The organism is Actinomycetospora atypica (genome assembly GCF_042653685.1).
Taxonomy (GTDB): domain Bacteria; phylum Actinomycetota; class Actinomycetes; order Mycobacteriales; family Pseudonocardiaceae; genus Actinomycetospora; species Actinomycetospora atypica.
Genome location: NZ_JBHSIV010000061.1, coordinates 1 through 20,263 on the forward strand (window position 1 = coordinate 1; position 20,263 = coordinate 20,263).

The 20,263-nt window shown below is 69.9% G+C and carries 20 protein-coding genes and 2 pseudogenes; 15 read left to right on the forward strand and 7 right to left on the reverse strand.

Going from position 1 to position 20,263, the window contains the following annotated elements; translation table 11 throughout:
* Positions 1–79 precede the first annotated feature (79 nt).
* From ACFPBZ_RS28505 to ACFPBZ_RS28515, 3 genes are all read right to left on the reverse strand, one after another.
* Positions 80–934 (reverse strand): alpha/beta fold hydrolase, encoded by an 855-nt coding sequence (locus ACFPBZ_RS28505; protein WP_378039495.1) that lies wholly within the window; start codon positions 932–934, stop codon positions 80–82.
* A gap of 50 nt (positions 935–984) precedes the next feature.
* Entirely contained in the window at positions 985–1,428 is a 444-nt protein-coding gene (locus tag ACFPBZ_RS28510; RefSeq protein WP_378039496.1) for a phage holin family protein, read from the reverse strand.
* 164 nt (positions 1,429–1,592) lie between these two features.
* The gene (locus ACFPBZ_RS28515; RefSeq protein WP_378039497.1) at positions 1,593–1,985 is read right to left on the reverse strand and encodes a peptide chain release factor-like protein; all 393 of its coding nucleotides are present in this window, start codon (positions 1,983–1,985) and stop codon (positions 1,593–1,595) included.
* A 109-nt stretch (positions 1,986–2,094) separates the two neighbouring features.
* On the opposite strand from ACFPBZ_RS28515, the gene ACFPBZ_RS28520 reads away from it, so the two are divergent.
* The 6 genes and pseudogenes from ACFPBZ_RS28520 (at position 2,095) to ACFPBZ_RS28545 (ending at position 7,978) form a co-directional block, all read left to right on the forward strand.
* Entirely contained in the window at positions 2,095–2,835 is a 741-nt protein-coding gene (locus tag ACFPBZ_RS28520) for a Fic family protein (RefSeq protein ID WP_378039498.1), read from the forward strand.
* Between the two features lie 108 nt (positions 2,836–2,943).
* Positions 2,944–4,023: a septum site-determining protein Ssd gene (ssd, locus tag ACFPBZ_RS28525; RefSeq protein ID WP_378039499.1), complete on the forward strand. Its 1,080-nt coding sequence runs from the start codon at positions 2,944–2,946 to the stop codon at positions 4,021–4,023.
* Positions 4,024–4,168: 145 nt separating this feature from the next.
* Positions 4,169–4,423: pseudogene (locus ACFPBZ_RS28530) on the forward strand (ATPase, T2SS/T4P/T4SS family); the annotation flags it as partial.
* 320 nt (positions 4,424–4,743) lie between these two features.
* Positions 4,744–5,607 (forward strand): hypothetical protein, encoded by an 864-nt coding sequence (locus ACFPBZ_RS28535; protein WP_378039514.1) that lies wholly within the window; start codon positions 4,744–4,746, stop codon positions 5,605–5,607.
* An 864-nt stretch (positions 5,608–6,471) separates the two neighbouring features.
* A complete protein-coding gene (locus ACFPBZ_RS28540; RefSeq protein ID WP_378039500.1) occupies positions 6,472–7,485 on the forward strand; it encodes a TadA family conjugal transfer-associated ATPase in 1,014 nt (337 codons plus the stop codon).
* Between the two features lie 190 nt (positions 7,486–7,675).
* Positions 7,676–7,978: a hypothetical protein gene (locus ACFPBZ_RS28545; protein ID WP_378039501.1), complete on the forward strand. Its 303-nt coding sequence runs from the start codon at positions 7,676–7,678 to the stop codon at positions 7,976–7,978.
* Here the strand turns inward: ACFPBZ_RS28545 and ACFPBZ_RS28550 are convergent.
* A complete protein-coding gene (locus tag ACFPBZ_RS28550) occupies positions 7,975–8,595 on the reverse strand; it encodes an HGGxSTG domain-containing protein (protein ID WP_378039502.1) in 621 nt (206 codons plus the stop codon). The two genes, ACFPBZ_RS28545 and ACFPBZ_RS28550, sit on opposite strands and share 4 nt — an antisense overlap.
* A complete protein-coding gene (locus ACFPBZ_RS28555) occupies positions 8,595–10,115 on the reverse strand; it encodes a major capsid protein (protein WP_378039503.1) in 1,521 nt (506 codons plus the stop codon). Before ACFPBZ_RS28555 ends, ACFPBZ_RS28550 begins: the two co-directional genes overlap by 1 nt.
* Positions 10,116–10,564: 449 nt before the next feature.
* On the opposite strand from ACFPBZ_RS28555, the gene ACFPBZ_RS28560 reads away from it, so the two are divergent.
* From ACFPBZ_RS28560 to ACFPBZ_RS28580, 5 genes are all read left to right on the forward strand, one after another.
* Positions 10,565–10,858 (forward strand): hypothetical protein, encoded by a 294-nt coding sequence (locus tag ACFPBZ_RS28560; protein WP_378039504.1) that lies wholly within the window; start codon positions 10,565–10,567, stop codon positions 10,856–10,858.
* A 325-nt stretch (positions 10,859–11,183) separates the two neighbouring features.
* Complete coding sequence (locus ACFPBZ_RS28565; RefSeq protein ID WP_378039505.1) at positions 11,184–12,542, forward strand: AAA family ATPase; 1,359 nt, start codon at positions 11,184–11,186, stop codon at positions 12,540–12,542.
* 300 nt (positions 12,543–12,842) lie between these two features.
* Positions 12,843–13,001: a hypothetical protein gene (locus tag ACFPBZ_RS28570; protein WP_378039506.1), complete on the forward strand. Its 159-nt coding sequence runs from the start codon at positions 12,843–12,845 to the stop codon at positions 12,999–13,001.
* Positions 12,998–13,450, forward strand: a complete 453-nt coding sequence (locus ACFPBZ_RS28575) for a hypothetical protein (RefSeq protein ID WP_378039507.1) — start codon at positions 12,998–13,000, stop codon at positions 13,448–13,450. The genes ACFPBZ_RS28570 and ACFPBZ_RS28575 overlap by 4 nt, the downstream gene beginning before the upstream one ends.
* 2 nt (positions 13,451–13,452) lie before the next feature.
* Complete coding sequence (locus ACFPBZ_RS28580) at positions 13,453–13,980, forward strand: hypothetical protein (protein ID WP_378039508.1); 528 nt, start codon at positions 13,453–13,455, stop codon at positions 13,978–13,980.
* A gap of 250 nt (positions 13,981–14,230) precedes the next feature.
* On the opposite strand, the gene ACFPBZ_RS28585 is transcribed toward ACFPBZ_RS28580, so the two are convergent.
* Complete coding sequence (locus tag ACFPBZ_RS28585; protein WP_378039509.1) at positions 14,231–15,004, reverse strand: hypothetical protein; 774 nt, start codon at positions 15,002–15,004, stop codon at positions 14,231–14,233.
* A 634-nt stretch (positions 15,005–15,638) separates the two neighbouring features.
* Here ACFPBZ_RS28585 and ACFPBZ_RS28590 point away from each other — a divergent pair.
* Both ACFPBZ_RS28590 and ACFPBZ_RS28595 read left to right on the forward strand, forming a co-directional pair.
* Positions 15,639–16,004, forward strand: a complete 366-nt coding sequence (locus ACFPBZ_RS28590) for a hypothetical protein (protein WP_378039510.1) — start codon at positions 15,639–15,641, stop codon at positions 16,002–16,004.
* 2 nt (positions 16,005–16,006) lie between these two features.
* Entirely contained in the window at positions 16,007–16,642 is a 636-nt protein-coding gene (locus ACFPBZ_RS28595; protein ID WP_378039511.1) for a recombinase family protein, read from the forward strand.
* A 1,119-nt stretch (positions 16,643–17,761) separates the two neighbouring features.
* Here the strand turns inward: ACFPBZ_RS28595 and ACFPBZ_RS28600 are convergent.
* Positions 17,762–19,477 (reverse strand): recombinase family protein, encoded by a 1,716-nt coding sequence (locus ACFPBZ_RS28600; protein ID WP_378039512.1) that lies wholly within the window; start codon positions 19,475–19,477, stop codon positions 17,762–17,764.
* A 73-nt stretch (positions 19,478–19,550) separates the two neighbouring features.
* Between ACFPBZ_RS28600 and ACFPBZ_RS28605 the strand changes: the two genes are divergently transcribed.
* Entirely contained in the window at positions 19,551–19,949 is a 399-nt protein-coding gene (locus ACFPBZ_RS28605) for a hypothetical protein (protein ID WP_378039513.1), read from the forward strand.
* Positions 19,946–20,263 (forward strand): annotated as a pseudogene (locus ACFPBZ_RS28610) (type II secretion system F family protein); the annotation flags it as partial. The gene ACFPBZ_RS28605 and the pseudogene ACFPBZ_RS28610, both read left to right, overlap by 4 nt.

The following is a 20,263-nucleotide window of genomic DNA, read 5'->3' on the forward strand; positions in this document are numbered from 1 at the left end:
CAGTGTCCGCGATGTGCTGAGACATCAACTGTCTTCGATGTCCTGAGCACAGACACCGTGCCTGGACACGGATTAGTGCTCACAGGCTGCGGAGCAGCACCTCGCACACGTGACGCGGTGACTCCTGGTGCGGGAAGTGGCCGGCGCCCGCGACGGGGACGAACTCGTAGTCGGGCGCCCACCGCGCGGAGGCCCGGGCCACGTCGGCCGGCACCCACGGGTCGTCCTGCCCGTGCACGTGCAGGACGGGGACCTCGACCGGCCGGTCGACGGCCCGGGCGAAGCGGGTGCCGTCGGGGCGGGCCTGGGAGCGCACGGCCCAGCGGAAGTACTCGACGCTGCAGTGCGAGGTGCGCGGGGTCAGCATCGCCGCGGTGTGCCGCTCGGCCACCCCGGCGAACTCCGGGGTGCGGGGCCAGGCCGCGCCCGCGCCGCTCGTCAGGAAGGCCGCAGCGCCCCCGGGGCGGCGCAGGGCGCGCTCGGGGAGGCGCGGGAGCTGGAAGAGGGCGACGTCGCGCAGCGGGGCCGTCCAGCGCCACGGGCGGTGGCGTACGGCGCGGCGCAGGGCGAGCGGGTGCGGGGTGGCGACGACCGCGAGGCGGGAGACGACCCTCGGGTGCAGCGCGGCCACCGTCCAGGCCACCGCACCGCCCCAGCCCGCGCCGACAATCGTCGCGCGCCGGGCCCCGAGGGCGGGCACGAGGCCGGCGACGTCGCCGGCGAGGGTCCAGAGGTCGTAGCCCCGCGGCGGCCGGTCCGAGCCGCAGTAGCCGCGGAGGTCGGGAGCGACCACGCGGTACCCCGCCGAGCCGAGCGCGGTGAGCTGGTGGCGCCAGGACCACCAGAACTCCGGGAAGCCGTGCAGCAGCAGCACCGGCTCGCCCGTGGCGGGCCCGCACTCGGCGACGTGGAGCTGGATCCCGTTCGCCGACACCGTGCGGTGCCGCCACGGCCCGCTCAGCGCCGCGGGGTCCTCCCGATCGCTCAGATCGACGGCGGGGCGTCGGAGCGGCCGCGGCGCAGCGCCTCGACCGACTCACGAGCGGTGGTGATGGTGCGCTCGGGAGCCTTGATCTTGCGGACCTTGAGGTAGCCCAGGAAGCCGGCGGCGCCCGCGATGAGCAGCATCAGCACGAAGGTGACGGCGAAGCCGGCCCAGCGCTGGGTCGGCCAGATGAGGTTGAAGGCCTCGGCGACGGCGAAGAAGAAGTACCAGAGGCTGAACAGGGCGACGACCCCGGCGAGCACGAAGAAGATGCTGCCCTGGACGCCCTTCTTCACCTCGGCGGTGATCTCCTGCTTGGCCAGTTCGACCTCCGCGCGCACCAGCGTGGAGACGTGCGTGGTCACCTCCTTGACCAGCGACCCGACGGAGGCCTCGCCGTTCTGGCGGGCGGGTTCGGCGTTGAGCGGGATCGAAGGCACCACGGGTGGGCCTCCGGGCGATGACGGCGAGGTCACGGGCCCTCCTGGCGGAGTCGGATCGAGAGCGTCGGGTGGGCTGGCATCGTGCCATGACCGCGGCGTGGCCGAGTCGTGACACAGGTTCCCGGCCCGTGTCTTCCCGATCTTCCCCGGGTCCAGTCCTGCGGTTACTCGGACGGGGCGCGGCGCAGGGCCTTGTTGCTCGCGTGCCGGCGCTTGTCCTCGAGGCGCCGCATCTTCGCCCCCCGGCTGGGCTTGCGCTTCTTCCGCGCGGGCGGGTCGGGCGCGAGGGCCTCACGGAGGCGCTGGGCGGCGCGGGCGCGCGCGGCCTCCCGGTTGCGCAGCTGCGAGCGGTGCTCCGACGCCGTGACGCTCAGCACCTCGCCGAGGCGCTCGAGGGCGCGCTCGGGGGCCGCGGTGAGGTCGACGAGGAGTTCCACGCGCGAGTCGGTGGTGTTCACGCCCTGCCCGCCCGGGCCCGAGGAGCGCGAGAACCGCCAGGTGAGGGCGGAGGCGGGCAGCACGAGGCCGTCGGAGACGACGAGGTCGTGGCTGTCCATGCCTCCAGTGTGCGCGTGGTGTCGAGCCGGTTGCGGGTGTCAGCACTGCGGCCTTGCTGACACTGGACGTCACAATCGCGGGCAGTACGGACGCTGGGACGATGGGGCCATGACCGCCGCGACCACCGACCCGCTCGCGCCGCTGCTCGACCTGCCCGGCGTCGCCGAGGGCGCCGAGTCGATCCGCCGGCACGTCGAGGCCGTCCACGCCCACCGCACCAACCGCCGCGGCTGGCCGACCACGGCCGCCGAGGCGAGTGTCCGCGCCGCCCGCGCCTCGGCCGCCCTCGACGGCGGCGCGGCCGACCTCCCCGAGGACGGCCCCGTCACCGACCCCGCCATGACCGGCGCGCTGCGCGTCGCGGAGGCCCTCGGCGGGTTCCTCCCGACCTGGAACCGCGCGCCGCTGCAGGTCCTCGCCCGGCTCCACGTCCTCGCCGCCACCGACCGGGCGCCCGAGTCCGAGCTCGGCCGTCCGCGGGTCGGGCACGGGATCGCCTCCCGGCTCGACGCGCTCGCGGGCCTCGTCGCCGGGGGGACCTCGGTGCCGGCGCCGGTGCTCGTCGCGGTGGTCCACGGGGAGCTGCTCGGCCTCGCGCCCTTCGAGGTGGGCAACGGGATCGTGGCTCGCGCCGCGGCCCGCCTCACCGCGATCTCGACCGGGCTCGACCCGAAGGGCCTCGTCGTCCCCGAGGTCGGGCACCTGCGCGCGTCGGCCGAGTACGTCGCGGCGGCCGAGGCGTTCGCCGGCGGCACCCGCGAGGGCCTCACCCGCTGGTTCGAGCACTCGGTGACCGCGTGGCGCACCGGCGCGAAGGAGGCCACCGGGATCGCGGACGCCGTCGGCTGAGCCGTTCGGAGGGACGCTCGGTCCCCACCGGCACCGCCGTCCCCGCTTGTCCCCAGGGGACGAGGGCGAGGTTTCCGTCCCCGGCGTCCGGGGCCGCACCGTGACGGCGTGGACGGACGAGTGACCGTGATGTGTGAGGACGAGGACCTGCTCGACGACGTGGTCCGCGTCGCGGCCGCGGCGGGCTGCGAGCCCGAGCGCGTGCCCGACGCCGCGGCCCTGCGGCGACGATGGTCGACCGCGGCGATGGTGCTGCTCGACGAGGCGTCGGCGCGGGCCGCCACCTCCCTGCGGCCCGCGCGGCGGGACGGCGTGGTGGTGATCTGCCGGGGCGAGCCGCCGGGCAGCGTGTGGGAACGGGCCGTCGCGGTGGGCGCCGAGCACGTCGTCTCGCTGCCCGAGGGCGAGGACTGGCTGGTCACGGCGCTCTCCGACGCCGCGGGGGTCGTCCCCGACGCCGAGGGCGGCCGGGTCGTGGCGGTCATCGGCGGGCGCGGTGGGGCGGGCGCCTCCGTGCTCGCGGCCGCGATCGCGGTGCAGGCCCGCGAGGACGGCGCGCGGGTGCTGCTGGTCGACTGCGACCCCCTCGGCGGCGGGCTCGACCTCGTCGTCGGCGCCGAGCAGGTCGACGGGCTGCGGTGGCCGGGTCTCGCGCTCGGCGGCGGGCGGGTCGCGGCCTCGTCGCTGCACCAGGCCCTGCCCCGCGCGGGCGGCCCGCTGACGGTGCTCTCCTGCGACCGGCACGGTCCGGGCCCCGCGCCGGAGGCGGCCGTCGCGGTGGTCGAGGCCGGGCGGCGCGCCGGTGACACCGTGGTGTGCGACCTGCCGCGGCACCTCACCGAGGCCGCCTCGGCCGTGCTCGAGGTGTGCGACCTGACGGTGCTGGTGGTCCCCGCCGAGGTCCGGGCCACCGCGGCGGCGGCGCGGGTGGCGAGCCAGGTCGCCGAGCGCGGCGCGGCCCTCGTCGTGGTGGTGCTCGGGCCGTCGCCCGGCGGGCTGGGCGGGGACGACGTGGCCGCGGCGCTGGGCCTCGACGTCCTCGTGGCCGTGGAGGCCGAGCCGGGCCTCGCCGAGGCGATGGACCGCGGGACGGTCCCGGGCACCCGGCGCGGCGCGCTCTCCTCCGCCGCCGGGGCAGTGCTCGACGCGCTCGACCGGACGGTCACCGGGGGCCGCGCGGCCGCCTGATTCCCCTTCCCGGCGAGCCGGCCCGCCTCCTGCTGGGAGGGGGGTCGGCTCGTCGTCTTGCGCGGGTCCGTGTGGCATCCGGAGCAGCGGGTTGTCCTCAGTGGCAGCGGTCGGGGCGGTTGTCCACATGATCACGACTCGGACCCTGGTGGTCGGTGGCACCGCCCCGGGGAAGACGACGGTGCTGTCGGCCCTGCTCGCCCGCGTCCCGGCCCACGAGCGGCTGGTGGTGGTCGAGGACGCCGAGGAGCTCAAGCCGGCCCATCCGCACGTGGTCCGGCTCGTCGCTCGGCCCGCCAACGTCGAGGGCGCCGGCACGGTGCTGCTGCGCGACCTCGTGCGCCAGGCCCTGCGGATGTGTCCCGACCGGCTCGTCGTCGGCGAGGTCCGCGGCGCCGACCAGCCACGCCGCCGGGGTTCCCGTGCTGTTCGCCCTGCGCGTCACCGCAGACGCTGGGCCAACCGAGTGAAATCGTCGGGTCGGGCGCCCGGCCTCCCGCAGCTTGGCGAGGCGCATTCGTCCTTCGCGTCGCGCTGCCATATCGCGTTGGAGGCCGTCGCCTCGGAGTTCCGCGGCCGTCGACTTTCCTGTGAACTCGCAAATATGCAGGTCAACGGCGTATACGCGACTGCGACGACGGATACGTGTAACCCGTCGTTGCCGGACGGGTTCTCGGAGGTTGCGCGAACACACGTATACGCGAGGATCCGAGGGAACACGTGTCCCTCGTTGACGTCCGCAGGAGAGGTCGTGCCATACTTGGTTCGCGGTTCACGAGCACACGCAGGGAGAGGAGGAAGGCCATGACCCTCGCGCTTACGAGCGGTGACGAGAGCCCGATCGACCCGGTCACTACGCCGCTGCGAACGTCGCCGCCGTACATGGCATTCCCGTCGTTCCTGGCCTTCCTGAACATGCTGCAGGAGCGCGGCATGCCCTCGGTCATCGACGCGTCACTGTTCGGGTCGGTGTCGAAGGGCAGCGTCTCCCAGACCCGGCAGGCCCTCCGCTCGCTCGGGCTCGTGGACGACGACTACCGGGCCACCGACCTCTTCCGTGACCTGGTCGAGGCTGACGAGGAGACCCGCCGGGGGCTCCTGTCGCTCATCGCGCACGACCGCTTCCCGGAGGCGATCGAGCTGGGTCGGCGTAACGGCACGCAGGGCCAGCTGGAGGAGTTCTTCACCCAGCAGGGGATCAGCGGGTCGACCCTGCAGAAGGCGATCTCCTTCTACCTCAACCTCGCCGAGTACGCGAACCTCCCGGTGAGCAAGTACTTCTCGCGGACCAAGCCGCGACCGGCCTCCAACCCCAGGCCCGGGGGTCGGCAGCGTGCGGGAACGACGAGGCGGACGACCGTGCGCACGAAGAACTACCCGATCGACGCTGCGCTCCCGTCGGCCACGCCCGTCGAGGAGGCCGCAGCGCCTTCGGGCTCGACGCCCCTCGCGGAGAAGAGGCTCGAGTACATCGACATGCTGATGGGCCTGGTTCGCGATCCGCGTGGCGAGTCGGTTCAGCTCGATCTTCTCGACCGCATCGAGCGGCTCCTCGGCTACGAGGAGGCGTCCGGCAACACCTAGATCTCTCGCCCCGAGGGGTCCCGGCGGTTCGCGCCGCCATGGGATCCCGCCCCTCGGGGAAGTCAGCGGGTCGGCCGCGAACCGACCCGCTGGCGGGGGCTCACGGCGTGGGCGGAGTTTGTGCCACTCCCACCCGCGTCGGCCCCTGTAATGCCCCTGCTGGTGGCGCCCGGGTTGTGTTCCCGGGCGTCACCAGCCCCTTGTATACGGCGAGACTATCTGTCATGTCGGTAATCGCGCCAGTAACTGCGCGAGGCCGCACACCTGCCAGCCTGTGGTCTACTCCTGATTGACCCCACCCGCCTCGGCGGCGTGGCGTCGGTGACAGCAGGATCGAGGCCCCGGCCGCGCCGGGGGCGCTGGGCCGCGGACCTGCGGCGGGAACTCCCACCCGCCGCACGGCACCGTTGGCCTACGGCCGTCCGTCGCTCCTGTTCTTCAGGAGCACCAGTGAGCGCGACCCGCGGCGAGCGCCCCAGCACAACCAGCCCGGCGGCGCCGCCCGCGTCACCCGCTACGCAGCAGGATGCCCGCGCGCCCCTGCCGGTAACGACCCGGTGGGGGCGCTGCTGCGCTCCCGATCGTCGCGTCCGTCTGCTTCGCACTCGGGTGCCCGGAGAGGCTGTTTTCGACAACGAGTTGAGGTCGACTTACACGCCCCTCAATAAGAGCTGCTAGCAGCACCCGGCGTGCCTCCTTCGACAGATCGCCGCTCGCTCGGCCTCCGGCGCGTGGCATCCGGAGCAGTGAACCGTCCCCAGTGGCAGCGGACGGGCGGTTTGTCCACAGGGTCGGGGCCCGGATTACCGGGTCCGGGTCGTGGTGCCGCAGCGTCGGTGGCGTCGAGGGACCGGGGAGGACGCGATGGAGGGCCAGGCGGGGGACGGCGGGGTGGGTGACCTCGTCGGGAGGGTGCGAGCGCGGTTGGCGTCGGCGGGCGGCGAGGCCGGGGTGGCCGAGTTGGCGGCGGCGGTGCGGGCCGAGGCGCGCGGGGTGGTCGGCGACGCGGACGTGCTCGCCGCGGTACGGGTGCTGCAGCGCGAGTTCGTCGGGGCCGGGCCGTTGGAGGCCCTGCTGCGTGATCCGGCGACCTCCGACGTGCTGGTCATCGCTCCGGACGCCGTGTGGGTCGACCGGGGGGCGGGCCTGGAGCGGACGGCGGTGACGTTCCCCGACGAGGACGCCGTCCGCCGGCTCGCCCAGCGGCTGGCCGCGGCCGCCGGGCGCCGCCTTGACGACGCGAGCCCGTACGTCGACGCCCGGCTGCCGGGCAGTGGGGTGCGCCTGCACGCGGTGCTGCCGCCGGTGGCCGCCGACGGAACGTGCGTCTCGCTGCGGGTATTGCGGCCCGCCCGGCACGACCTGGAGGCCCTGCAGGCCGGCGGCACCATCGACGCGGTGGGACGGGCGCTGCTGGAGGCCGTCGTCGCTGCCCGGCTCGCGTTCCTGGTCGTCGGAGGAACCGGTTCAGGGAAGACGACGGTGCTGTCGGCCCTGCTCGCCCGCGTCCCGGCCCACGAGCGGCTGGTGGTGGTCGAGGACGCCGAGGAGCTCAAGCCGGCCCATCCGCACGTGGTCCGGCTCGTCGCTCGGCCCGCCAACGTCGAGGGCGCCGGCACGGTGCTGCTGCGCGACCTCGTGCGCCAGGCCCTGCGGATGCGTCCCGACCGGCTCGTCGTCGGCGAGGTCCGCGGCGCCGAGGTCTGCGAGCTGGCGCAATTCGCTTCGTACAACACCAGCTATCGCGGACTCCAAAGCAGGCACCCGAATGGGCTAAGACGAAGTAATGATCCGGGAACGACTCGCAGGACTCCTCGCGTGTCGTCACCTGGGAGGCGTAGATGCAGGCCAGGGGCCACATCGTTGTGCTCCACGTGAAACTAGGACTTATGGCTGATTGACAGCACCCTTTCGGCTTGCGGTCAGCGTCTTTATGGTCCTACGCGCTAGGCCTTTGAGCGGTAGGAATCCCTCCCCAGGTCGTACACAGGGGTGCCACGAATCTGTCGGAGCGATCTGGACACTTGTACTCAGCGGTTCGTGAGCGGGCTGCTGGGAGGAGTCCGAGATGCCGACGATCGCCGAGGTGGCGACGGTGCTCAGCACCGTGTCGCAGTACGGCTGGCCCGCGATCGTCCTGCTCACCTTGGTGTTGCTGGGCCGCACACGGCCATGCCAGGACCTGATGTGGGTTCTCTCGACCGAGATTCGGTACCAGTACCTCAAGCGCCGCGGATTCACGGACAAGCAGCTCGCCACGTGGGTCCGTCAGCGCGAGAAGGCTTCGTCGAGCGAATCAACCTCGTCACCGACGGCCCTCCCTGCCCGGAGTTCTTCTTCCAGCACCGAACCTCAGAAGGACGGAAGCTAGAACTCGACGGGCTGCGTGTCCTCAGTGCCGACGACCTCGGCGTCCTCGACCTGGGCTGCCGGGTCAGTCGACTTGCCCTGCATCGCGTCGAGGTGGCGTCGGATGACGCGTCGAACGGCGTCGTCCGTGGTGTCCAAGCCGAAGTCGCGCAGGACGGCGTCGATCAGGTCCCCAACCAGAGCCGCAGTTCGGTTCCCCAGAGCGAGGCGGCGCTCTGCGGTCTTGGCGGTGACCATGTGCGCGGCCAGCTTGGTCAGGTGGTCACGCTCGGCCTGATAGACCGAGCGCCACACCGGCTCCTCGGGGTAGCGGCCGACTTGCTCGGCGAGCCAGTCGACGTGCCCCTGTGTCCGGTCCAGTTCCTCCTCAAGCGCCTGCACGGGCGTGGTGCGTCGAGGCTTGCCGTACTTGTGCACCGCGCGCTCCACGGCCACCTCTTCCGAGCGGCGCGTTGCCGCGTCACGCACCGCCGGGGCAGCGCCACCGTGCATACGGCAGCGCTGCCCTCCCCGGATCGCCACGCCTTCGCAGGGCGTGCCGTCGCGACAACGAGCACCGCACTTGCGCATGTGCTCGATCGGCGAGCTTTCGCCGGCGGGTAGGTACTTCGAGACCATCAGGCAGCCGCCGCACGGCTCACACCGGACGGCGACACCGGCTGCGAGATGCGCAGCGACACCCCGCCCCGGAACAGCACGGCCTCGAACGTCTCGACGAACATCTGGTAGTCGTTCGCCGCGTTCAGCGTCGAGTCCCGGACGAGGCCGAGGTCGAGCGTCCCGCCGTCCAAGAACTGGAAGGCGCCCGCCGGGAACATGTACATCAGGACGCGGGTCGGCCACTCGTTGACGAGGCCGGAGACCTGCGCCGGGAAGTTCTGGCCAGCCTCTCCGTCGAGCGCGTACGTCACCGCGACGTTGCGCTGCGCCAGGTACGAGTCGACGTCGGAGTTCGAGACGCCGAGCGTCGCGTCGCCGGGCTCCTGCTGGCTCAGATCGGCCCGCAGAAGGCCGCGGGTCCAACTCGGCAGGATTACCTGCAGCGGGGCCGTGTCGCCCATGCGGAGGCGGTCTCGCATCCCGTACGCGGCAACCTCCAACGTCGGCAGAAGCTCGCGCGTCGCACCCAGGCCGTGGGACCGACCCGACACGTGCGTCGACAGCGCGCCGATCTGCGTCAGGAGCTGCTGCTCCGCGACGCGAGCGTGAGCCGCCAGCGACAGGTCCATGGCGCGGCTGACGAACTCGGGATAGGCCCGAGCGAGCAGGTTGCCGAAGATCAGGCTGTTGGTGACGGCCTGAACGTCCACGACGACCTCGCCGCCGACGTTGACCCGGTAGCTCGGCTTCCGCACGGCCGGGTTCGTGGCTGCCGCGATGTCGTCCTCGACGTCCCACACACCCACGACGCCGTCCAGGTCACTGATGAGCGGCGGCCGGGTGAAGCGGACGCCACCACGGGTGGCCGTGAACGCGGGCAGCGTTGCCTTGACGGGACGGTCGACGACCTCGAAGCCGGGCAGCACGTAGTCCGTGTCCTCGGGTGCACCCAGGCCACCGGCCGCCGTGATGACGCGATCGCTGAACTCCTTGGCAGCGGACGCCGTGAGGCTGTTGGTCCCCGCGACGTCGTCGCGGTCCAGCGACCGGCCGGGGCCGCGATCGACGCGCAGCGTGGCGATGTGGTGGCGCCCGTCCTGCGTGTTCGCCACGCGGTTGGTGCGCAGCACCGTGATGATCTCGTTCGACAGGTCGCTCGCCGACACGAGGCGACCGCCGGAAGCCGTCACGGCGTGCGCCATGGCGCTGCCCTGGCCGCGAAGGACGCGCGGGCGGTACTGCTCGGGCACCAGCTCTGCGAAGTTGCGGCGTGCGTCGTGTGCGCGCCCCACGGCCTCCTCGCGGCGCGTCATCTCGGCCTTGACGCTCTTCCCGGCGCTGGCGAGGACTTCGAGCACGTGCAGCTCGTCTTCACCGATGACCTTGTCCGGCGGAGGCGTGCCCTTCGCGTCGAACTCGTAGAGCAAGATCTGGCGCAGCTCTTCGAGCTGATCATCCGAGAGGCTGGTGATGTCGGTCAGCAGCTCGCGCGCTCGGTCGGGAAGTGCGCTCGTGTCGTCGGTCGGCGTGGGTGCCATGGCTTGTCCTCAGTGGCTGATCACATGGGTGTGATCGACGTCCACCGGGATGCATCGGCCACCGCGGTCGGTCGCGGCCCTGTCACCGGGTCGAGCCCTCGCAGACGCGCCGGGCTGGTCTCTCGACGCGATCGTACGGAGCGCGCCAGCAGCTCTATCAAAGAATCTTCCTAAGTTCTGGGCGTGCTCGTACGCGCCTCCTGCGGGCAACTTTGGTCACTACGTTGCATTTCCTGGCCTCACGCCAGTGCCGAACGAGTGGTCTCGTCGCGCGACTTGGACTGAGTTGGCCTGACGAAGTCGTACGATGAACTCACCTGGCAGCAGCCGTAGACCTGCGCAGGACCGTTCGGAAACAGACCCGTCACGCATGGGCACTTGCCAACGGCACTGCCTGTTCGGCGGGTCGTTCCGCGACGGTATTCATCAACCGGCGAAAAGGACCCGGCATGTCGCGCTTCGAGAAGCAGCCTATTCGCGACGTCGTACGTGAACAACATCTGACGCAGAGCGAATTCATCGAGATGACCGGTGTGCGCCCGTTCTCGCACGTGCGCGCGGCAATGAATGGCGTGACTCCTCCATCTGAGGCGTTGCGTCAGCGAGCGGTCGAGATTCTTAACGTGCCGCTTGACAAGCTGTTCACTGCGGAAGCACTCGCCGCAACGAAGCGTCCGTGGAACAGCTCTCCTGCTCGTCGGGAGCACTACGGACACGTCGTCCAGAACGCAACCACTGCCTAGAGATGAGGCAGCCCCGGCGCTATGAACACCGGGGCGCTTACGCTGAGGAGCTCGACCTCGCTATGGACAATACCACTAAGTGGTTCGCCTTTCGCCCATTCCCAGGGCGTCCGTCAAGACGCCCTGCGCCTGGCGAACTGTCGCCGCTCGAACTGCACGTGCTGTGGGTGTCGTCGATGGCGCGTGACGAACCCGTACCGAACACGGTGTGCGGAGCCATGATGCGTATGGCCGAGGTAGGCATTACGTACCCAGGCCAGCGCTTCCGCTTTCCGCTCGATGTGGAGTGTGCGCCAGCGTGCGCCTTCCAAAGTGGTGTCAAAAGATGACGCACGCTGGCGAGAACAACGCTATCCCCTTAGTGCCGCTCGCTCCAGAATCAAACGAGCCGATCCTGCAGTACAACGCCAACGGCTGTCCAGTCAGGCCCGCGCACTTTCCGAAGGATGAGCTGACCACGCATCAGGTGTGCACGCACAAGCCGGATCGCGATGATGAGATCATCACCGCTTATCGCGAGGCGTACGCGAAGTATGTGGGCACCAGGACGTATGCCAACCAGGACGAATGCGACGCCGCAGACCGGGCAGAATCCGAAGTATCGGACCGGATGCTTCTTGACGGTGACATTCGCAAGGAGATGCGTCGACAGGAAGCGCAACAGGTCGTCAAGCGCAAGCGAGCGGAGAAGGCATTCACGCCGCCAGCGACGTTGCCGACTCTCGCTGACGAGCTGGCAGAAGACATCGAGCCACTTCGTCCACGCATTGAGTCGCTGTGCCACGTCGAGAACAACGTTCTGTGCGCGGCGAAGGCGAAGGCGGGTAAGACCACCCTCTGCGTCAACTTGCTGCGTAGCCTCGCCGACGGAACGCCCTTCTTGGGCGAACTCGCTGTGACCCCGCCCGAGGGCAACATCGGGTACTTCAACTACGAGATGTCGCGCAGACAGTTCAATACATGGCTACGCGCCGCGAACATCCAGCGGCAGGACCGTGTGTCGATCGTCCACCTACGCGGTCATCGCTTGCCCTTGATCACGATTCCCGCGCAAGACTGGATCGTTGAGTGGGCAACGAAGCACAGGATCACGACGCTCGTGATCGACCCGTGGGGTCAAGCCATGACTGAATCGGGGTCTGAGAACTCAAACGACGACGTTGGTGTAGTCCTTCGCATCCTGGGTGAGATCAAGCGCCGTGCAGGTATCACCGATCTTTTCGTGATCGCGCATATGGGACACGGAGCCAGCGTCGAGGGTGGCCAGGAACGCGCTCGCGGTGCCAGCGCGCTCCTCGGTTGGCCGGACGTCTTGTGGACGCTCACGGAAGACGGCGGCGACCGCTTCCTGTCGGCTCAGGGGCGCGACGTCGAGTTTCCCGAGCAGGCGTTGACGTTTCTGCACGAAGACCGCCGATTGGTTCTTCGAGACGGCGGCGGAGATCGACGACGAGAGCGTCGATCTCGAAGTGCCTCGGAAGTCGTCGAGATCGTGACGGCAGAGCCTGGTCTTTCGACTAGTCAAGTCATGGACAAGATGCGCTCGACGACCCAACGAGAAGCGAGGAGTCACGCCGTCCGTGACGCGAAGGCGGAGAAACTGATCGAGGCGCGCCAGGACGGCCGGGCTTCCCGGCTCTACCCCTTGACGCAACTGCCGAGCTGGACGCCGAGATTCGACTAGGAGGCAAGGGCATGACTCGTACCACCCGTACCAGACCTGTACCAGACCAAGTTGGTACACGTTATGACGTAGTTGGTACGCATGGTATTCGTTCTAGCGCTCGTCGCGCTCGAGTTTGCATTAGTCCAGGTCCAGCGACATGTACCAACCCCTATATAGGGGTACATGTCGACGACGACGTTCCAACTAATCGACGCTGGTACACGTCGCGTCGGCTGGTCGTCGAGATGGGCGCGGTCTTGCTCAAAGTGGCGTGGCCAATCTCCAGAACACACAACAGCAGAAAGAGGACACGTCTTCATGGACAGCGATAGGAACATCAACTCCGTGATGGCGTCTCTGGCCGAGATCGGAGCACGGCTCGACGAGATGGCGCGCGTCCTCGACGTCGCGGCGCTCCGGCTGACCGCGGCTCGGCTCAGCCTCTCCGAGGGTCCTCGAGGCGGTGAGACGCAGTGAGCGTCGAGGACCTGGCCCAGCGCGTAGCCGATCTGCGCCGTCAAGAGGCTCGGCGTCGGGCCGCCCTCACCGCCGAGAGCCTCAAGCAGCCTCGCAAGTCCAAGCCGGAGGTCCTGGCCGAGCTGTCCAAGTTGCTGGGCGTCGACGTGGTCGACGTCGAGGACCGTCTCAACCCGCGAACCAGCCGCAAGGAGCGTTCCCACCGGTGGGTGTTCCTGGTGCGCAGCCCTGAGGGCGACACGTGGACACCGGGCGTCCCGGACTCGTCGTGGCTGCGCCGGCCGGACGACCTCAACCGGATCGCTCGGTGGGGCGGGCGCGACCCCGAACTGCCTGCGCTCGACGCGAACGACGGGCGCCGGGTCCTGCGGCTCATGCATGAGGTCGTCGAGGCCGAGGACGGCACGCCAGACGGCGACGACGCCACCAACAACACCAACAGGAGCTGATCATGACTTTGACGCCCGAAGAGCGCTACAAGTTCGACGAGATCGAGCGAGACGCGGCGGCCGCCAAGGTGCGGTGGCTGCTGGAGCACAAGATCATGCCGAGGGTCGCTGGAGCGTTGGACGCGGCCGCCACCGGAGGGCGACCGGTACCGGCCTGCCAGCACGCCCTGACCGAGGCCCAGATGGGCCGTCGCGGGCTGACGGACGACTCCGCGAACGCGACCCCCGAGCTGGCGTTCGACTGGCTCTGCGAGGACCAGGGCCTCCTCTGCTCGGCGTGCAGTCGGTGGCACCTGGCCGAACTCAACGGGCCGCACGCGAAGGACGCTCTGAGCCGGTGCATCGTGTGCGGGGACTGGCACGACCTGCGCCCGTGGTCACCCGTGGTCGACGTCCAGGAGCCGGTGCAGGTGACCGGTGTCGGGGTGGCCCTTGTCGGCGTCGTCGGCGTGCTGCCCGTGGTGTGGGAGTGCGCGGCCCACGATGGGTTCCTCGACACCACGGCCAGGATGCAGTGGCCAAGGGTCTAGCGAGACGCGGGCTCCTACCCAGGTGTGAGGTGCCTCGGCGCTACCTAGCGCGAACACCCATATGACAGATAGTGTCGAAGTAGAGAAGAGAGCCGATGACGCCCAGGGCGCCAACCGATGAACGTCACCGGCCCTCGAACGCCAGCTCTGGCGGGTACCTTCGCCTTCGCCGACTTCCCACTGAAGTTGCCGGGGTTGGAATCCGGCACGTCTCGGGTGTGGACCCCGCAGACGCCTCCAGGGGCAAAATCTAGTTGTAGCCGGGCGCCTCCTGATTAAAGCCCAGGAGTCGCTCCAGGCGATCGAGCACGTCCATAGACGGCCCGTCGTTCTCCAAACTCTTCTCCGCCACCCGCAGCAGGAGGGCGATGTACCGCGCTCGCATCTGCTCCGTGGTGGGTACGGACTCTTGGTTCCGCTGCCGATCCGCCTCGACGTAGTTGAGCAGCACGTTGGTGTCCAGGTGCATCGGCAGAATCCGCGAGGTCGTGTTGAGGGTCTCGCTGGGTCCCGATGAGCCCGACGGCGTGCTGGCTTTCGGCCGCGGCCATCTGTCGCTCCATGGCAGGCGTGCGTATCCGCTGTAGTGCGAGTAGAACGCCGTCGCCTTGGCCACGGTGGACCCCGACATGTCCCGCTTGATGAACTCGCGTTCCAGGTCCGCCCACGGGGCGCCCCTTTCCGCGAGTGCCACCATCTCGGCGTAGACGTACTGCCCCAACGTTCGCAGGAGCTCGCGGCGTCCCTCCTCGTCCCGGCCCACCAGCTCGAAGTAGATCCTCGTCGGGCGGTACTCGTCGTCGACGAGACACAGGGCCTTCAGCGTCAATCGCTCGGCCGCGACCGTGCCTTTCGACACCGCGCCGAACTCGTCCGGGCTGAACACCGACGGGATGTAGTTGACCCGCTCGTGCTCCTTCACCATCCGCATGAGCTTGCCGAACGACGAGTAAGGGGTCGGCACGTTGCCCTTCCGGATGCGCGGCAACACCTCGTTCTGCATGAGGTCCTCGACCGCGACCATGTGGCACCTCCCTACTCGCTGCTCGTGGCGGGTCTGACCCCGCCGACGTGAAGAAGGATGCCTCAGGCGCAAACAAACATCAACCTCCGGTCTGCGCCCGTTCTCAGCAGCTCAGTGGCTACGTAGCCAGTAGCGCGAGGAGCCACGAGCGAGGTTCTCGCAGGTCAGCGCAACATGAACGTTGACTAGAGTCTGTGTTGGTTGCGCCGGTGCAACCACGGCTTACCACTGGGCCCCACGCGAGCGATCGGTGAGCGGTCGTAGGTCACGCTCAACGGCGATCCACAGATGATCGGCAATACTGCATCTGGCGCAACTCCACCTCCGTCGAAGGCCAGGCTGTCGCTCGCAGACGACATGGCGCGAGTCGCGAACGTCGGATCAGGCCACCTGGAGCTGCTTGATGTCGTGCTTGCTGGCCCACCCGAGGGCGCCAGCTCCCGGCAGTTGCCGATCGCCCGGACGCACAGGCCTAGCCGGCGCCTGGACGCGCCCGTAGAAGATCAATTACACGAACCGTTCGTCTCGTTTACAGAGCGTGACGCGCTCGATACGTTCGACGCAGCCCGCTTGCAGCAGCAAGCACCTTGCAAGCAGGCGCGTCAGGAACCAAGACGAGGAACGGATCGAGATCATGAGCGACATCAACTGGGCCCAGCTCGCGTCGGGCGTCACCGTGGCCAGCGACAACGACTTCCCGCCCGCCAGCGGCCGTCGGGTAGCCGAGCCGAACCCGTTCATCGACGTCGTGCGGGCGGCCTTCGAGGACGGCAAGCGCCGCGACCTGCCGGGCCGCTTCTCGGTGATGCCCTACGCGGGGCGCAAGAACGCCTGCGAGGCCTACACCGTCGTGGCTCGCCTTCACCAGGCTGCGCGTGAGGTGGGCTGCACGGTGCAGGTGCGCCGCGTCAACGCGACGTCGACGGACACCGAGCTGACGTTCAAGGCCACCAAGGGCGAGAAGGCCGAGAAGCACGCGTCCGCCAAGGCCAGCAAGTGACCATGCGCGTCGTCGCCTACACGCGCGTCTCGACCCGTGAGCAGGCCGAAGGTGGCCACGGGCTCGACGCGCAGCGGGCTGAGATCACGCGTACGGCCGAGGCACGTGGGTGGTCGGTGGTCGCCTGGCGCGAGGACGCCGGCGTCACCGGCTCCCGGCTCAGCGGTCGTCAGGGCTGGGACGAGGCCATCGAGCTGGTCGAGTCCGGCGAGGTGGACGGCATCGTCGCCACCAAGATTGACCGCGTGTCCCGGTCGGTGCGTGACTTCGCGGACCTGGTCTGCCGCGCGCAGGCCAACGGGTGGGCGCTGGTCGTCCTCGACGTGGGCCTGGACCTGTCGACGCCCATGGGCAAGTTCGTCGCCCACGTCTTGTGTGCTGCGGCCGAGCTCGAGCGCGACATGATCGGCAAGCGCACGAAGGACGGCCTCGCTGCTGCCAAGGCCAAGGGCGTGCGCCTCGGTCGCCCGGTGTCACTGCCCGACGACGTGGCACGACGCGTTACGACCATGCGCGAGTCCGGGATGACCCTCGCGGCCATCGCGCAGCAGCTGAACGACGGGGGAGTCCCCACAGCCCGCGGCGGTGCCCGGTGGCACCCCGCGACGATCCGCGCGGTGCTGAGCCGCGCCTCCTGACGCTGCCTGCCTTACCGGCACGCGTCTAGCCCTTACCGACACGCCCTCGCTTCCGGCGCGGGCGGGCCCCGGCGGTGCGCCAACACCAACCGGGGCCCTTGATCCACTGATGAGGAGTGGACCCATGGCGAACGCTACCCACGCTGCCGAGCCTGCTCGGTGATCCGGCGCCTCTTGGCGCGGCTGCAGAACCTCGTCTGCCCCACCTCGGGGCGACACCGACGACGTCGGGGCCATCGCTCGTCGATCGAGATGCGCGATCAGCCCCGGCGCCGCCGTGGCCGCTGACCAACTCCGGCTGCCCGACGACGACTAGCCCGCGCGGGCGCTGAGCGCATCGCTCGCGCGGCGAGACCCTCGACCCCGTCGAACGACCAGGGGTCGAGGGTCTCTGTCTGTTCAGGGATGACCAGGGACCTCTTGTGCGTCATTGGGTGGGTCATCAGGAATGCTCAATAGGCTCTCCGTAGAACGTTCCCGTTGTAAGACTGGCGGATTAGAAGTTCGCCTCATTGCGTTCTCGTAATTGCGTCGTGGCGGCCTGCTGGGTCACATCTTGTGCATCCTGTGCAGACCCTTCCCAGGGGCCGTCCTGCCTGGGTAAGCTCATCGGGTCAGGCGGGCACAGAAGCGTCGCCTGGCATTAGGCAAGGAATGACAATCGGAGGAAATCTTGAATACACGAATTATCATCACCGGTCCCTTCGACCCACCTGGAGAGGTGGCGTGGACGCAGACAGGGCACCGCTTCCATCGGCTGGCGGAGAACGGCAGGACGGCGTGCGGACGACAGATCGAGTCCACCTCGCGATCGTCTGACCTGCGGCGGCGTGACAAGCCGTGCGGCAAGTGCTTGCCGTGGCTCGTGTCACCACGCAACCGCAATAAGAGGGCGCAGGTGATGGTCCAAGAATCCAGAGTCGCGCGCGTGTGCGCACGCGACTCGCGCGCGAGGCCCGCGCCGTCAAGCTTGTAACCGCTTGACGGTTGCGGTCTCGCGTACGCGCGCGTTGGGCGCCCTTCTCGTGGGCGACGATTGCAGCGGTCCAGCTGCCCAGCGCTGTGGAGCGATTGTCACGCCGCAGACACCGCACGCGCTGAATAGTTCCTGAACACTTCCTAGCGACCTGTTGCACTTGCCGATCGGAGAAGGCTCGACGCGTCGGCCACGAGCGCGACGCCCGTGACCTGCACAGGTCGATCCGCATCCATGCGCGACGCCCACAACGCGTGCTGCTCGATCAAGCTGAGGTGAGCGAACGCCGACGGGTCGAGAGGTGGCGCGTCGTCAGGCGTGGGCTCGGTGCGCCACGTGATGCGCAGCCGCTCGAACAGCGCCCGGTCGCGGTGCTCGGCTCGACGCGCCTCGAACTCGTTGGCTGCTTCGATCTTGCGCCGGGTCAGCGTCGACGCCATGTGCCGAGGGTGGGGCAGCACCACGACGTTCTCGACGACCCGGGCAAGCAGCTCGCGTCGCCAGTGGACGTCGTCGTGCTCGTCCCAGACATCGACGACCGACCGGCCGCCGGTCTCGACCACCGTGGGCCGCGCTCTCATCAGCTTGGCCAGCGCCGTCCGGCTGGTCTCCAACCGTGCCCGGACCCGCGACTGCTGGCGCTCGAACGTCGTCCGGTCGATGACGTCGTCGTAGAAGTCGTCCGCGAGGCGTTCAAGGCGCCGCTCGTCGCTGGTGATCCGCTCGCGCAGGTCGTCGCCCGCGCCCTCGTCGTCGCCCGGCGACAGAGCATCTCGGACGGCCGCAACATCCAGGACAGCCAGCGCCAGCCGGACGACCCAGCGCTCGGCGTCGGTGTTGTCGATCCTGATCCTCCCGCAGCCGCCGGTGCCGGTCGCGCAGGTCCACGACTTGTGCGTCTCGCCGTCACGCCCGCGACGAAGCGACCCGGTCATCGTGTGGCCGCACGCGCCGCACTGGAGGAGCCCTGACAGCACGAACTTGCGCCGCGTCGACCAGTCCACGGGTCGATCCGCCGTGCGCGCCGGGTCGTACAGCAGCTCCCGCAGGCGATCCCAGCGGTCCCGGTCGATGAGCGGGTCCGCGACCTGGCGCATCTCGCCCGATGCCAGCTCGACGCACCCAATGGTGGCGGGCTCCGTCAGGACGCGCTTGAGCGTGCGCCGATGCCACGTCGAGCCGTGCGGCGCCTTCGTGCTGGGCGCCGTCTGAAGCCCACGGCGGTTGAAGTCCGTGTAGACGCCGTACAGCGTCTCGCCGGCGAGCACGCGCCGCGCCGCCTCACGGACGAGCGCCGCTCGCTCTGGGTCGACCTCCAACGATCCCGACGGTCCGTTGCGATAGCCGAAGGGCGGGAAGCCCCCGTGACGGAGCCCGGCCTCCTTGCGCTGGCTGGCGGCCCGCTTCACCCGCTCGGAGATGCGCTCGGCCTCGGCGGCATCCACCGACGCCTTGATCCGCGCGACCATGCGGCCGTCCGCCGTGGACAGGTCATCGTCGCCGGACACGACGGTGCGGATGACGACGCCCGTCGACTCGTGCAGGCGGATCAAGTCCTCCAGCTCCAGTGGCCGTCGCGTCAGGCGAGAGTTCGAATACGCCACGACGACGTCGACCTCGTCCGCCGTCACTGCTTCGATCATCCGCTGGTAGGCGACCCGCGGCTTCCGGCGGCTCCGCGTGGAGGCTCCCACATCGTTGTCGGTGTACGTCTCGACGACGACCCAATCCTCGCGCTCGGCACGCTCCACGCAGTCCTGGCGCTGGCGCTCGACGCCCAACGCCTCGCCCTCGCGATCCGACGAGATGCGGCAGTAGACCGCCGCGCGTAGCTGGCGTTTCGCCTGATCAACTCCCACGACCGCTATTGTATCGAGCGTTTCGACCCTCCTCGCCGCCCTCAACACGGGGCACGACGGCGGGGCCGGGACCGTGCACGCCAACTCGCCCCGCGAGGTACCCGCCCGGCTCGAGGCCCTCGCCGCCCTCGGCGGGATGAGCCCGGCCGCGCTGCGCAGCCAGATGGTGGCGGCGATCCAGGTGGTGCTGCACGTGCGGCGGCTGCCGGAGGGGCGCCGCGTGCTCGAGGGCGTCGGGGTGGTGCGTCGCGGGGATGGCGACGCCGTGGTCGTGGTGCCTGCCTGGGGCCGGGTGGAGGGCTGGGCGGTGGGGCGGGCCGACCTCGGCGCGATGCTCGCCGAGCGGGACGTCGCGGCGCCGTGGGAGGCGCCGGTGGTGCCGGTCGCGGCGGGCCCGGTCGGGCACGCCGAGGCCGCCGAGGTGCCGGTGCTGCGGGGCGGCGTCGCGAGCCTGCGGGGAGTCCCGGCATGACCGCGGCGGCGTTGGTGCTGCTCGCCCTCGCGGTGCTGACCTGGCCCGCTGCGGCGGCGCCCGGGCGGTTGCGGGCCCTGGGGGCGACCGCTCCGGCTCAGGACCGGTCGTGGCGACGTCCGCCGCCGGTGGTGTTGACAGGGCTCGGAGCGCTCGTCGCGACCCTCCTCGCGGGCCCGGGCGGTGCGGTCGCGGCCCTCGTCGTGGGCGCCGTGCTGCTGCGGGCCCGGCGCGGCCGTCGCCGCGAGAGCGACGCCGCCGCGGCGGTCGCCGGGCTCGCGGAAGGGCTCGCGGCCTTCGCCGCGGAGCTGCGG